This window comes from Elizabethkingia miricola, assembly GCF_001675285.1.
In the GTDB taxonomy this organism is placed as follows: Bacteria; Bacteroidota; Bacteroidia; order Flavobacteriales; family Weeksellaceae; genus Elizabethkingia; species Elizabethkingia miricola.
Genome location: NZ_LSGQ01000033.1, coordinates 30,900 through 45,417, shown reverse-complemented (window position 1 = coordinate 45,417; position 14,518 = coordinate 30,900). Strand labels below are relative to the sequence as shown.

Annotated in this window: 13 protein-coding genes; 7 read left to right on the top strand and 6 right to left on the bottom strand. The window is 37.6% G+C overall.

Annotated features, from left to right (window positions below; translation table 11 throughout):
• Positions 1-56: 56 nt before the first annotated feature.
• The 3 genes from ATE49_RS19340 (at position 57) to ATE49_RS19330 (ending at position 4,618) form a co-directional block, all read left to right on the top strand.
• The gene (locus tag ATE49_RS19340) at positions 57-1,763 is read left to right on the top strand and encodes a fimbrillin family protein (RefSeq protein ID WP_260256206.1); all 1,707 of its coding nucleotides are present in this window, start codon (positions 57-59) and stop codon (positions 1,761-1,763) included.
• A gap of 53 nt (positions 1,764-1,816) precedes the next feature.
• Positions 1,817-3,463 carry a hypothetical protein gene (locus ATE49_RS19335; protein ID WP_260256205.1) on the top strand — a complete coding sequence of 549 codons (1,647 nt, stop codon included), beginning with the start codon at positions 1,817-1,819 and terminating at the stop codon, positions 3,461-3,463.
• A 162-nt stretch (positions 3,464-3,625) separates the two neighbouring features.
• Positions 3,626-4,618 carry a phosphatidylinositol-specific phospholipase C gene (locus ATE49_RS19330; RefSeq protein WP_065083440.1) on the top strand — a complete coding sequence of 331 codons (993 nt, stop codon included), beginning with the start codon at positions 3,626-3,628 and terminating at the stop codon, positions 4,616-4,618.
• 70 nt (positions 4,619-4,688) lie between these two features.
• On the opposite strand, the gene ATE49_RS19325 is transcribed toward ATE49_RS19330, so the two are convergent.
• From ATE49_RS19325 to msrB, 4 genes are all read right to left on the bottom strand, one after another.
• Positions 4,689-5,501, bottom strand: a complete 813-nt coding sequence (locus ATE49_RS19325; RefSeq protein WP_065083439.1) for a ferritin-like domain-containing protein — start codon at positions 5,499-5,501, stop codon at positions 4,689-4,691.
• Between the two features lie 26 nt (positions 5,502-5,527).
• Positions 5,528-6,238, bottom strand: coding sequence for a ferritin-like domain-containing protein (locus ATE49_RS19320; RefSeq protein ID WP_024567565.1), 711 nt, complete (start codon positions 6,236-6,238; stop codon positions 5,528-5,530).
• Positions 6,239-6,303: 65 nt separating this feature from the next.
• On the bottom strand, positions 6,304-6,873 hold the full coding sequence (locus ATE49_RS19315) for a fasciclin domain-containing protein (RefSeq protein WP_059345380.1): 570 nt from the start codon (positions 6,871-6,873) through the stop codon (positions 6,304-6,306).
• 121 nt (positions 6,874-6,994) lie between these two features.
• Positions 6,995-7,507 (bottom strand): peptide-methionine (R)-S-oxide reductase MsrB, encoded by a 513-nt coding sequence (gene msrB, locus ATE49_RS19310; RefSeq protein ID WP_065083438.1) that lies wholly within the window; start codon positions 7,505-7,507, stop codon positions 6,995-6,997.
• 61 nt (positions 7,508-7,568) lie between these two features.
• Here msrB and ATE49_RS19305 point away from each other — a divergent pair, with 61 nt between their 5' ends.
• On the top strand, positions 7,569-8,171 hold the full coding sequence (locus ATE49_RS19305; protein ID WP_223200333.1) for an RNA polymerase sigma factor: 603 nt from the start codon (positions 7,569-7,571) through the stop codon (positions 8,169-8,171).
• Position 8,172: 1 nt separating this feature from the next.
• Positions 8,173-8,991 (top strand): anti-sigma factor, encoded by an 819-nt coding sequence (locus ATE49_RS19300; RefSeq protein ID WP_065083437.1) that lies wholly within the window; start codon positions 8,173-8,175, stop codon positions 8,989-8,991.
• 57 nt (positions 8,992-9,048) lie between these two features.
• Here ATE49_RS19300 and ATE49_RS19295 read toward each other — a convergent pair whose 3' ends face one another.
• Positions 9,049-10,026: a DUF2971 domain-containing protein gene (locus ATE49_RS19295; protein ID WP_065083436.1), complete on the bottom strand. Its 978-nt coding sequence runs from the start codon at positions 10,024-10,026 to the stop codon at positions 9,049-9,051.
• A 231-nt stretch (positions 10,027-10,257) separates the two neighbouring features.
• Here ATE49_RS19295 and ATE49_RS19290 point away from each other — a divergent pair, with 231 nt between their 5' ends.
• Positions 10,258-10,947 carry a TMEM175 family protein gene (locus ATE49_RS19290; RefSeq protein WP_045184642.1) on the top strand — a complete coding sequence of 230 codons (690 nt, stop codon included), beginning with the start codon at positions 10,258-10,260 and terminating at the stop codon, positions 10,945-10,947.
• Between the two features lie 282 nt (positions 10,948-11,229).
• Complete coding sequence (locus tag ATE49_RS19285; protein ID WP_065083435.1) at positions 11,230-13,245, top strand: BCCT family transporter; 2,016 nt, start codon at positions 11,230-11,232, stop codon at positions 13,243-13,245.
• A 72-nt stretch (positions 13,246-13,317) separates the two neighbouring features.
• Here the strand turns inward: ATE49_RS19285 and ATE49_RS19280 are convergent, their stop codons facing one another.
• A complete protein-coding gene (locus ATE49_RS19280; protein ID WP_065083528.1) occupies positions 13,318-14,466 on the bottom strand; it encodes an acyltransferase family protein in 1,149 nt (382 codons plus the stop codon).
• Positions 14,467-14,518 lie beyond the last annotated feature (52 nt).

Here is a 14,518-nt window from a genome sequence, read left to right as displayed (position 1 = left end):
ATAAAATCTCTATGAAATAAAGTTTTAAATACTAATAGAAACACAAGCAAATGATAATGAAAAAACGAAAGACACAATTCATTCCGAAGCAGACAGGCTTTGGAATAATAACTGGTACAGCACTACTATTGATTTTATTCGCGGTATTTTCCTGTCGCAGCAACGATTCCGATAACAAAATGACAGCAGGCGGAACAGCCAATGTAAGTATCAATCTCCAGGGAGAAGCTTTTGATGATGTTGCAGATCTTGGCGGGCAGGCTTCTTTAACACAGAGCATTTCAGGGAGTACTTCTGCAGTACAGAGAAAAGAAATTCCTTTTAACGATGATTTTACGCTGGTAGCAGAATTGTCCCCCGTAAAAGCTTCGGTAAGTAATCAGGCTCAGGCTTCCTTAGGCGGAAATCTGCTGGCAGCAACAGGGCCAACACCTTTAGGAACAGGAATCAGATACAAAGTAGTGGTTTTCCGGTCTACAGGAGAATATGTGACAGAAAGAAACTATATCCGCGGTCAGGAGAGTAGCACCGCAGCTCTTAATCTGGACGGAGGCAGTAATTATACTTTTATTGCGTACTCGGTGAAGAGTCAGACGGATTTACCGGATGTTACGTATACCAATTCTTCTAACAAAACATTGTCAACAGCCAGCATGTCGGGATTAGCCAATACGGTAGACTTTATGTATTACCGAAAAGATATGCAGGTATCCGGTAATCAGACCAATTATCTGGACGTTATTCTAAGACATAGACTCAGCCAGATAACCACAACGATTGATGCTTCTGCAACAGGTTATAACATTACAGCAGTGACCGCGAATATCGATTCTCATTATCCGACTTATAATGTTCCATTGTCAACCGGAACCCCTGCTCAAACCGGAACCGCAGGTACAGCGGCAGTAACATTTCCAACTTTAGGAACACAGGTTGTAGTAGCGAATCCTGTAATGCTGAACGGTAATACGATGACAGGGAAATTTACATTGTCTACGATTACGATTGGCCCATTAACTCAGACAGTATCGAGTACAGCATTGACGGGTCTTAAGATAACACCGGGAATTATGTACAATCTGAAATTTACATTGAGTCCTGCGGATGTTTATCTGGATAATTATAATGGACAGAAAGCAGCACGTATTAACGGAAAAGTATGGATGCGTTATAACCTGGGAGCTGATAACAGCATTAATCCTGATCAGGATCCAATTGTTTCAGGCCTTCATGGAGGATATTATCAGTTCGGGCGCAGTGTTTCTGTAGCAAATGGAACAGAAACATCTTTAAATTCTAATTTTAACGGTAATCCTGCAGATGCCAATGCATGGAATAGTGGCACAGAAACAGCACCTGTAAAAACAGCGAATGATCCATGCCCGCAAAATTACCGTCTACCTACGCAAACTGAATTCCAGGGACTACTGGATGCTACCGTGCAAAGTAATGTGGGAACCTGGTCCACAAGTGATACAAACTACAGTGCTGCGAAAGTCTTAACAAGTAAGAAGAATAATAATGTAAAAATAGTTTTACCAGCTCAGGGAGCTTTCGGAGCCAGAGGGAATGGAGCACCTTATACATGGTTTTGGACTAATCAAAGGGGTAGTCGTGTAAGTTATTGGACCAGTACAAGTACTAGTGGCAATAACACATCATATTTTGAAGGGAGCAGTACCAGTGCTACAGTTTTCGTACAAACAGATGGGAATCCAAGTACAAAAGTCTTGTCTAAAACAATCCGCTGTATTGCACAATAAAATAGTTACCCTGCATTATACGATCTCCGTAGAATAACAAACAAATGATGATAATGAAAAAACGAAATACACAATTCATTCCGAAGCAGGCAGGTTTTGGAATGGCAACCTGTACAACATTACTATTGATTTTATTTACGGTATTTTCCTGCCGTAGCAACGATTCCGATAACAAAATGACAGCAGGCGGAACAGCCAATGTAAGTATCAATCTCCAGGGAGAAGCTTTTGATGATATTGCAGATCTTAGCGGACAGGCTTCTTTAACACAGGGCATTTCAGTGAGTACTTCTGCGATACAGAGAAAGGAGATTCCGTTTAATAACGATTTTACGCTGGTAGCAGAACTGTCCCCCGTAAAAGCTTCGGTAAGTAATCAGGCTCAGGCTTCCTTAGGCGGAAATCTGCTGGCAGCAACAGGGCCAACACCTTTAGGAACAGGAATCAGATACAAAGTGGTGGTTTTCCGGTCTACAGGAGAATATGTGACAGAAAGAAACTATATCCGCGGTCAGGAGAGTAGCACCGCAGATCTTAATCTGGACGGAGGCAGTAATTATACTTTTATTGCGTACTCGGTAAAGAGCCAGACGGATTTACCGGATGTTACGTATACCAATTCTTCTAACAAAACATTGTCAACAGCCAGCATGTCGGGATTAGCCAATACGGTAGACTTTATGTATTACCGAAAAGATATGCAGGTATCCGGTAATCAGACCAATTATCTGGACGTTATTCTAAGACATAGACTCAGTCAGATAACCACAACGATTGATGCTTCTGCAACAGGTTATAACATTACAGCAGTGACCGCGAATATCGATTCTCATTATCCGACTTATAATGTTCCATTGTCAACCGGAACCCCTGCTCAAACCGGAACCGCAGGTACAGCGGCAGTAACATTTCCAACTTTAGGAACACAGGTTGTAGTAGCGAATCCTGTAATGCTGAACGGTAATACGACGACAGGGAAATTTACATTGTCTACGATTACGATTGGTCCATTAACTCAGACAGTATCGAGTACAGCATTGACGGGTCTTAAGATAACACCGGGAATTATGTACAATCTGAAATTTACATTGAGTCCTGCGGATGTTTATCTGGATAATTATAATGGACAGAAAGCAGCACGTATTAACGGAAAAGTATGGATGCTTTATAATTTGGGAGATAACAGAACAGATCCAAGTACAGGTCCGTTTGATCAATCTAATTTTTATCAATTTGGACGTAATACGGTTGTTGCAACAGGATCTACGCAGACAGCAGAAATATCGGGGTGGAATACTACAGTAGCGGCAGATAACGCATGGAATAGTGGAACAGAAGCTGCTCCTGTGAAGACGGCTAACGATCCATGCCCACAAAATTATCGCATACCAACACGTACAGAATTACAATCTTTATTAGATGGTACAACAAAGAGCGAAGTAGGAACGTTTAATGATTCTCCAACAAATTTTAGCGCTGCAAAAGTTTATACAAGTAACAGAAATAGCAGCGTTAAGCTTACATTTCCTGCAATTGGTGCCAGAAATGCTGCCGCGGGAAGGGTAAATAACAGAGGAATAAGCCCGCATGTGTGGACCAGTACCGCCAGTGATGCAAGCAACGCCTACGCTAATGGTAGAAACGCAATTGTTATCCATCCTAAAAATACAGGAAACCCAATTCGCTGTATTGCTATATAAAGTACAGGATAATTATATTGATCTATATATAATAAAGCCCCATTATGGGGCTTTTGCTTTTTGGTTGGATCAAGTTACTATAACTTAATCAGAGTTTAAAACTCTGTTCATCTGCTTTGTATAAGGGCTGTGTATTTTTATATCAGGTAATATATATCACATATGAAAAAACTAACTAACTATTTGCTGACTGCTGCCATTGCAGGCGTATTCTTTTCATGTTCCGAAAACACCACTGAAAGAGATTCCGAAGGTCTTAAAGCTCAACTAAATGCTGCTGCAATTAATAAAGCTTCATTAGCTTCAGTAGGAATTAGCAACTGGATGTCTGCTTTGCAGGATAATGTTTCTTTATCGCAAATTTCAGTACCCGGAACCCACGATTCCGGAGCAACGGTAGAGTTTCCCTCGGGGACTGCAAAAACCCAGAATCTTACTATTGCTGAACAGCTTAATATTGGTGTTCGTTTTCTGGATATCCGCTGCCGGCATATTGATGATTCTTTTGCCATACACCATGGACCTGTTTATCAGAAGCTGAATTTCGATGATGTACTGAATGCTGTTTATGCATTTTTAGACAGCCATCCTACAGAAACGGTTATTATGTCGGTAAAGGAAGAGTATAATGCGTCTAATACAACCAGAAGTTTTGAGAAAACCTTTGATGCCTATGTTCAGAAAAATCCTTCTAAATGGGATTTGGGTAATAATATCCCTAAATTGGGAGACATAAGAGGTAAGATAAGATTATTGAGACGGTTCCCTGCAGATTCAAAGCCTAAAGGGATAGATGCTACAAACTGGGCAGATAATACCACCTTCGAAATCAGTAATGATTCTCCGGTTAAAGTAAAAGTACAGGATAACTATAAAGTAGACAATAACGATACTAAATGGTCGCAGATTCAGTCTGTTCTTACTGAGGCAAAAGCCGATACCAGCGGAAAGCTGTTCATTAATTTCACAAGTGGTTACAAACCTCTAATATTCGGGATTCCAAGTATTCCTACAGTTTCTAATGCCATAAATCCAAAGCTTAAAACCTTTTTTCAGAGTAGTACACAGGGCTCTTATGGCATTCTGCCAATAGATTTTATCAGTGCAGAACTGGCAGAGCCTATCGTTAAAACAAATTTTTCAAATAATCCTTAGTAAATCCCGGATTATTACAGAGCCCTCATATGAGGGCTCTTTTTGTTAATTTGTTATGTGGATATATCCTTTATACAATGAATAGAGATGCAATAGCTTTAGCATCATCACCTGTAAGGATTTCGTCATAAGCAGCGGAACCGGCAGCAGCTCCGAATGTTGTACTGGTATTGTATCCTGCCTGATTGGTATTGTCTTCGCCTGCATACACAGGATTGGTTGCTGCAGGCATATTCCCACCGTCTGCAAGTTCTATCCAACCTTTATTAGCCCTCATTCTTCTGACCTGTGAGGCATGTCTGGCTTCTACTGAATGAATCTGAAGGGCTGCCTGCAAAACAGTTTTATTAGACATCACATTTCCGGCCTGCCCTTTATAAGCTCTTACCCCGGTATCTTCGAAAGCCTGAGCCAGAATCAGAAACTGACTGTAATCTGTAAATGGAGAAAATTTACCTTTTGCTGTAAAATCGAAGGTTGGTTTGTTACCAGGGGTTGTTCCTAGAGAAGTTAATGTATTTTTAAGAAAGCTTACGTGTGCAGATTCATGTTTGGAAATTTGCATAAATACGGTTCTGTCTTTAGCAGGGATAAGCCCGGGAGCAGAAAGACCAATATTATAATATTCATTTTCAAGATATTCAAGGACCAGTGCCAGTTGTAGAGCATCTGTGAGGTCGTTTTGAGCCATACTCACAGCCATGGATGATTGTTTTACCGTTTCGGCCTTTGTCGTCATCATAGAACCCAGACCCAGAGGTACGGCTGCTATGGCTGCTTTTTTTCCGAAAGTATATATGTTTGTAATTGCCTCTGATCTGGATGAACCCGTAGTGAAGAATTTATCATCAGAAAGCATATCTAATAATTTAAGAATGTTCATAACAATAGGTTTTAAAAATGAAATAATTAACTAATACCTCTTTCTTTCCACGTAAAGCGGGTTTTTATAAATCCACCTGCAGCCATAACAATGTCTTTAGGTTCTTTTGCCACATCCAGCCCGTTAGCATCTACAACATCATCTCCTGAAAAATCAGCCGATCCGGGATTTATAAGATTTCTGATTGCCGATGCGTGCCTTGCTTCAACGGAAACAATCTTTCCTGCAATTACGAGATATGCCGGATTTGTAATGTATTTTCCTGCAGCATTATAGGCCGCTACTCCGGTATCTTCTAAAGCCTTAGCTGTTGCCAAAACTGAACTGCGGTCGTTAAAATTCACATTGGGGTATTGAAATTCCAATTTTGGCAAAACATGAGAAGTAGCACCGCTAATTGCTGCTTTGAAAAAGTCTCTGTGAATGACTTCGTGGTGATAAAGATCTGTGAAAATCTCTTTTTCATTACTGGAGATTCCTGTGTAAAAATTGTTAACCACTTTTGTATAAAAATCTGCTTCCAGCTGCTCCAGTGCATAGGCATAATTAAGAACTCCTACATCACCCTGTCCAAGGTCGAATACTGTATCGTCCATGAAGTTGAATCCATCACCATCATTGCAACCCACCATTGTAAGACCTGCCATGGCAATGCCAATTCCACCAAGCTTTAGAAAATTTCTTCTGCTGGTATCAAGGGTTGCGCCCTGATTTGAAATATGAATTGTTTTTTTCATAATATTATTTTTTAGGTGTTAATATTTGGTGTGAAAATTTGTGTTTTTGGGATAGGTGCGAATAACTATGGCATAAGGACTTTGTCTATTACGTGAATAACTCCGTTGGATTGATTTACATCGGCAATGGTGACTTTGGCACTGTTACCTTTAGCATCTTTTATGTAAAGATCTTTGCCTTTTGTCCAGAAAGTAACACCTTCCCCTTCTACAGTTTTCATCATGCTTGTGCCGTTTCCTGCTTTTACAGCAGCCCAGATTTGTTTAGCATTGTACTTTCCGGAAAGAACATGATAAGTCAATATCTTAATCAGCATTTCTTTGTTTTCTGGTTTTAACAGATTTTCTACTGTTCCTTTTGGTAACATGGCAAAGGCTTCGTCCGTAGGAGCTAACACTGTAAAAGGTCCTGCTCCTTGTAATGTCTCAACAAGGCCTGCTGCTTTTACAGCTGCAACAAGTGTTTTGTGGTCATTGGAATTGACTGCATTTTCTATAATGTTTTTAGATGGGTACATAGGTGCTCCACCTACCATTACTGTTTTTTCTTTCATTACTTGTGCAGTAAGTTGTCCACTATAGGCAAATGATAATATGATCATTCCTAAAACTGCGATTTTTGATTTTGTTTGCATTTTCTTAGATTTTTTTAATTAAACATTACTTGAATATGTTCTTATTGGCATTTACGAGTTCGGTTTTATTTTAGATTTTAAAAAATCGAATAATTTTGTTAATTGCCTGAAAATGAATTATTTATTTTTTAATTGGAGTAAAATCTAAACAGACAGAATTCATGCAGAATCGTTTTCCAGTAGGTTCGGGGCCGTCGTCGAAAATATGACCAAGGTGAGACCCGCATCTGCCACATAAAACTTCTGTTCTTACCATATTATAAGAAGTGTCTTTTCTGTATTTTACACTGTTTTTATGTATTGGCTGGTAAAAGGAAGGCCAGCCGCATATGGTTGCAAATTTTGAGGTGGAAAAGAATAATGGATTGCCACAAACTGCACAGTAATAAGTTCCTTTCTCATCGAATTCATAATATTTTCCTGTAAAAGCGGTTTCTGTAGCTCCTTCCCGGGCTACTTTATACAATTCAGTGTTCAGAATTTTTTTCCATTCGGTATTGCTCACATTTAACAGATTGGTGGCGGTACGGGAATAGTATGGGTTCTGAATTTTAAACTTTTCAGACTGCGCATTGGCCTGTATTGAAATGACTAATGACAGGCCGATAACTATTGTTTTCAATATTGTATTCATGAATATAAATTTTAAGTATTATTGTCATAAACACATATACGAGATAAAAAGTTAAACAGATTTGTATTGTTATCTTCTTTATTTTGTTACATTTGGAAAAGAAATATATACCACAATTAAAACAAACTATTCGGAAGAGGAGCTTATCGTTTTTTTAAAAGAAAAAAACGAAACTGGTTTTCATCATTTGTATGATAACTACTCTGGTGCATTATATGGTGTGATATTCCGGATTGTGCAATCTAAAGAATATACTGAAGAAATTATTCAGGATGTTTTCGTTAAGATCTGGAATTCTGTTCACCAGTATGACTCTCAAAAAGGCAGATTTTATACATGGATGATCAATATTGCCAGAAATACAGCAATAGATTATTTAAAATCAAAAGGTTTTCAGAATGAACTGAAAAACCAATCGATTCCGGATTTCGTATATAACAGTGCAGCACTTTCTACATCCAATAATACTTCTGATTTTATTGGATTTAATAATGTGCTCGAGAGTTTGGAAACCGATAAACAGGAGCTTATTAATATGGCTTATTATCAGGGGTATACACAAAATGAAATATCCGAGCAATTGAAGATACCGCTGGGCACAGTGAAAACAAAAATGAGAAATGCACTAATGAAATTAAGAGATTTATTAAAAGATTATCAATAAATTGAATACTAAAGAATACATATCATCCGGAATTATAGAATCTTATATTCTAGGTCTTGCTTCTCCCGAGGAGGCAAGTATTTTGGAGTGTGTTATGAAGAATAATGCAGAGGTAAAAGCTGCTTTTGAAGAAGCACAAAAAACTTTGGAAGATCTGGCTACAGCACAAGCCATGACACCTCCAGAAGATTTAAAATTTAAAACCTGGAGCAAAATCCAGAAAGAACAAATAACAGAAGAAAAAACTTCTGATGTTTCCAAACCTTCACTGAACCTTAGGATTGAAGAAAAAAGAGAAATAAAAGGAACTGAGAAAAATACGAACTGGAAAAATTTTGCAGTTGCAGCATCTGTTCTGTTTCTGGTGAGTATCGCCGGAAATTTATATTGGTTAAACCGACAGTCTGAAGCTAAAAAAGAAATTGTAAAGCTGGAAACGGCTAATCAGGCTCAGAATTTAGCATTGCAAAAGATGAATGAAAAGTGGCAAACACTATCCGGTTCCAATATGCAAATCATCGCTTTAAAGGGTGTTGAGAAACATCCGGAATCTAAAGCTACAGTTTTCTGGGATCAGAAAACTAAAGAGGTTTACCTGAATGCAGAGAGTCTGCCAAAAGCACCAAAAGGTATGCAATATCAACTATGGGCTATTGCAGATGGAAAACCAGTAAACGCCGGAATGTATACCGAAGAAAAAGACAGTAAGATTGCTCTTTCGAAAATACCAAAAGCCCAGGCTTTTGCTATAACACTTGAAAAAGAAAACGGTAGCGAAGTTCCTACTATGGAGAATATGTATGTAATGGGAGGAACTTAACTGGACATTATTTAATAACTATTTACGATATAAAAAGCCCTCATATGAGGGCTTCTTTTATGTTATTTCCAGAAATCCTTTTCGCTTAATATATTTGAAACTGAAATTTCGAGTGGTTAGCTTTCTCAGATCATTTTTACATAAAATTTGAAGTGTAGGTTCACTCACATTTCCGGTTAGTACAATCTCCTGAATTTCCAGAATATTGGGCAGCTCTACAATTTTTAGTGCTATCCTTTCTATTTGTTTTTTGTATTTGTAGTATTCTTTTAGATTTTGCTTTAATAATAATCCTTTATCGAAAAAAGCTTTATTCTGATAGTACTGAGGACTGTTTGGATATAAATCTTCGATAGGTTTTACCTTTAACTGATATCTTTTAGAGCTTATTTCAATTTGTTTATACTTTATGCCACGCCCCTTCAGTAGGTTCATCGTATTCTTAATATCCTCTTTTCGTGCTTTTGCTCCAAATATAATGGACTTAACAGCGGTATGGTTATAAGTAAGAAGCCCCCAGTCTTCGAATGTTATTCTCAGTTCATTCTCTTTTTCCCACGCAGTCGATTTGTTGCCAATAATACTTTGGATATTGAGCTTTCCGTTTAAAGCTTGTTGGATGATCTTTGGAACTCTGGAAGTATTGGTGTATTCAATATCAAACATAAAAGCACAAGGAATATTAGTATCAAAATTAAAGTCTCTCAACAGAATATCTGTTTCATATTCAATGGCAAATCCTCTGTGCGAATCAGAATACAATGCCCATAAGATTTCATTATCCACGTCTTTTGAAAGTGAGTATACACCCTGAGTTTTTAATAACCGAACGACTTCCGAATATGCAGCCTTTAATTCATCTTTATTGGTTAAATAGGGTAGGCTTTCAATAAACGATTCATCGTTTATGGGATCCATAAACTGCATACTTTCAAAAGGATCATTAAGATCCTCATATTTTGATGCAAATAACTGATTACAGGTTAAGGTAATCAGGTCGCGTCCATAGTTGCTTCTGTATTTGAAAACTCTCATACAATAATTGACTTAATCTGGTGTTGAATTATCTTTTAAAGTTACGTTTAACAATATAAACTTAAAAATTGAACAATTTATTACAATTCCACGTGATAAAATATTTCTATATGTAATGGTATTATCATATTGAATAATCTTTAAGAATATTTATTATATATTGATGAATAAATATACATGAATCATTTTTTATTTTAAATTTGATTAACACCAAAAAACGAAAACTTCAATATGGAAAATCAAGAAAATGAAGGTTATTCAGGTACAGAAGTAAAACATCCGAAGCAGGAATTTCAGGTAGAAAGACTGGCTTTTTTCAGCGATGCTATTTTTGCAATAGCAATTACACTTCTTATTATTGAGTTCAAAGTGCCACATGTTACCAGAGAAAGCACGTATGATCAGGTGCTCGGAGAGCTGTCGGAACTAAAGTATAATTTTCTGGCCCTGCTTTTTAGCTTTGGACTTATCTCAATGTTCTGGATCAGACATCATTTCCTGTTCAAACATATCCATAATTACAACGGGCCAGTGATCCGGCTGAATATGCTCATTATGCTTACGATTATTTTCTTCCCGTTTACTACTACGTTTTATGCAGATTCGGTTGAAAATTTTGCTGTATTTACATTAGCATTTCGGTTATTCGCTCTCAATAATATACTGGCTGCACTTAGTATTTTTGCTCTTTCTTACTATGTTTTTGTTGCACATACAGAGCTTTCTTATAGTATTCCGGAGCATTATAAACGTAAATTTTTCTCAGACAATCTGTTTCTGGCAAGCATGTTTATTTTACTGCTTGTACTCACATTTTTCACTGATAGTGCAAAGCTATTAGGAGGGATTGCCTGTGTTACTATTCTTGTAAAAAACATTCTGGAGAGAATATTGAAAATTAGCCATGTAAAATATTCCTGATTTTCCGTTTTTGATACCATGTGTATATGGTTGTAATACAGTTAGTTGTATGGAGTTTTAGACCGTTTAATTATTTGTCCGTATATTTGCAGCGTAATTATAGTCTTTTCTATCACTATTAATTTCCCTTTTTAGCATACAGGTTTTCAGCTTTTACTGCTGTACCGTTTTCTCGTATGTTTCCGGAAATTCCAGAACAAGAGGCTCCGTTTTTTTATATGTTCATGTCTATATTCCATACGAAGGTATAAGGAATGTACCGGCATTTTAATCAATACAATAATGATGAAATTTTCTAATTTTAAAACAACATTCAGTAAGGGCGTTACAGTCCCCAGTCTAATTTTTATTATTACCGTCTGTGTACTTTCAGCAGTTTTTCCAAAACTTACGGAAGACCTCCTGAACAATGTAAAAGAATTTATTTTTGTTAAACTCAATTGGGTATATGTATGGTCAGTGACCATATTTGTTCTTTTTCTTATTTACCTTATGTTCAGTAAGTATGGGAATATCCGGCTGGGCAGGAATGATAGTAAACCCAAATATTCCTTTTTTTCATGGATTTCCATGCTGTTTGCAGCAGGAATGGGAATTGGATTGATGTACTTTAGTGTTGCTGAACCTATGCAGCATTATTCCAACGATGTATTTACCGGAAATAACCACATTAACAGAGCAAAAAATGCACAGCTGTATACTTTCTTCCATTGGGGGATTCATGCATGGGCCATTTATGGAGTTGTAGGCCTGGCTTTATCTTATTTTGCTTACCGCTACAGATTACCCCTTTCTCTGCGAAGCTGCTTTTATCCGTTACTGAAAGATAAAATAAACGGGCGATGGGGAAATGCTATTGATGTTTTTGCCCTTTGCAGTACCTTCTTTGGTATTACCACAACATTAGGATTCGGAGTAGTGCAGATTAATTCGGGTTTGCAGACATTGCATATTGTACCGGAGAATAGTTTTGTTTATCAGGTTATTATCGTAAGTGTCTTGGTAACTCTTTCTATTATTTCTGCTGTTACAGGAGTAGACAAAGGAGTGAAATTGCTGAGCAATATTAATGTAATCAGTGTAATTGTACTACTGGTTTTTGTACTGGCTTTAGGACCGACAGTCTATCTGATAGGTAGTTTTACAGAGGGATTGGGTAATTACATCAACAACTTCTTTAACCTTACATTCGGGACCCATGTTTATGAAGAAGAAACCCTGCCGTGGTTCTACAATTGGACAATTTTATATTGGGCATGGTGGATTTCGTGGTCTCCATATGTAGGATTATTTATTGCTAAAATATCGAAAGGGAGAACGATCAGAGAATTTATCGCAGCAGTACTGATCCTGCCTACTTTATTTAATTTTATCTGGATGTCCGTTTTTGGGAACAGTGCGATCTGGATAGACCTTCATACTGCTGGTGGAGCACTTAGCCAGCTGGCCGGCGATCCGGATGCATTAATGTTCAGATTTCTGGAGTATATGCCATTCTCTTCCATTGTGAGTTTCTTTGTAATATTAATTATTCTTATCTTTTTTGTGACCTCTGCAGATTCAGGAATGTTTGTGATGAACAGCATTGCAACGAAAAATGCAAAGGTTTCTCCAAAATGGCAAACCGTATTCTGGGGAGTATTGCTTGCTGTACTGGCATTATTATTACTCAATGCAGGTGGATTGAAAGCCTTGCAGAGTATGACGCTAATTACGGCACTGCCTTTTTCCATTATCATTATATTGTTTATCGTCAGTCTGATGAAAGCACTTATCATTGACAAAAATTATTATGAACGCGACTTCTCTGCATCTACAGCTCCGTGGTCAGGAGAATATTGGAAGGAACGATTGAAGCAGATTATCTCGCTAGACGATCGCCAGTCAATAGACCATTTTATAAATACAACCGTTAAAACAGCGTTTACAGAATTGCAGGCCGAGTTTGCTGAAAACGGAACGGAGGCAAAGATTAATACTTATGAGAATCCTACACGGATTGAAATAGAAATTCAGTACGATCTGGTGAATAACTTTTTATATGGAGTGAGAAACCAGTCCAGAACAGTATCTGCTTATTTATTAAACGAAGATAATCTGCCTGATGCAGACGATAACCAGGCTCATTTTCCGGGATCTTATTTCGGTGATGCCCGTGAAGGTTATGATGTAAGGCTCTTTACCAAAAATGAACTTATCTCCGATGTATTAAAGCATTATGAACGTTTTATAGAAATTATCTCCGAAGAACGAAACGAAATGTTTATAAGCAGTAATGCAAACAAGAGAATGAAATAGAAGATACTCTATATAATAAAAACAGCAGGCTTTTTGAGCCTGCTGTTTTTATATAAACTTAGTTTTTAATGACTAACTTTTTATACTGCTTTTAGGTTTTAAGAATACTGCAGTCAGATATTTTCTCACCGGTATATCATAAAATTTCAGACACAGATAAGCCAATATAATACTGCCTAAAACCACTGCTGCTGCACCCGGAAATGATTGCTCGAATGTCAGTTTGCCATTTTTCACCCATGCATAATACAGGTAAATAAAAGGGTAGTGGACCATGTATAATGGATACGATAGATCTCCTAAAAACTTGCATATACGGTTTGTAAACTTATTCGTAGTTTTTTCTGAAGCTCCTAACCAAAGCAGAACAGGGAAAAATATAACACAGCATACCGTGTCATACAGACCATTCATCCAAAGATGTTCTGCGCCGCCTATGCGGGGAATAGCTAAAAGAGTAACAAGAATAATACTGCATATCCAGAATGCTCCTTTTATTTTAAGCGGTTTGAAAACACGGAAAAGAAGCAATCCGGCTGAAAATGAAAACATAAATCTCAAAAATCCGGCTGTAAATTCAGTTCCGGTCAAAGAGAATCCCGCACAGATATCTCCATAAGGCCCAAATATGGCAAAAGCTCCCAGCCCTAATCCCGCAGCAATAACCAAAGCTAAAAGTGCTTTTGTAGAAAATTTACGGATAATCAGTGCATAGAGAATACTGCCTATATATTCAAAGAATAAAGACCAGCTCGGACCATTCAGTGGAAACATTTCGCCGAGACCACGTACCTCGGTTCCCGGAGGCGCCGGAATTAGAAAGGCATTGAGAAGTGTAGCACCAAGCAATGCTATAACTGATACTTTAGATACATCCCATACGGCACACACCTGAGTATAAAATAAAATGCCACCAATTAAAGCCCCCATTACTACCATTGGATGTAAGCGTATAACTCTTCGTTTGATAAAGTCTTTTGTGGTCATTCTTCCCCAACGGTCGCTGTATGCATATCCCATTACAAATCCCGAAAGGATAAAGAAAAAATCGACAGCCAGATAACCATGATTGATACGCTGGTCTAAGTGGCTTGTTGCAAAAGCTTCAAAAATATGGAAGCATACTACAGTGATCGCTGCAACTCCACGCAAACCATCGAGAATATTATAATGTGGTTTGGTGTCTGCAAAAGCAGCTTTAGGGGATTGAGTGTTTAACATGAAATAAGTTTTGGTTATTAGTTTTCTTAGTTTTTTCAAATAAAAAGTGAAT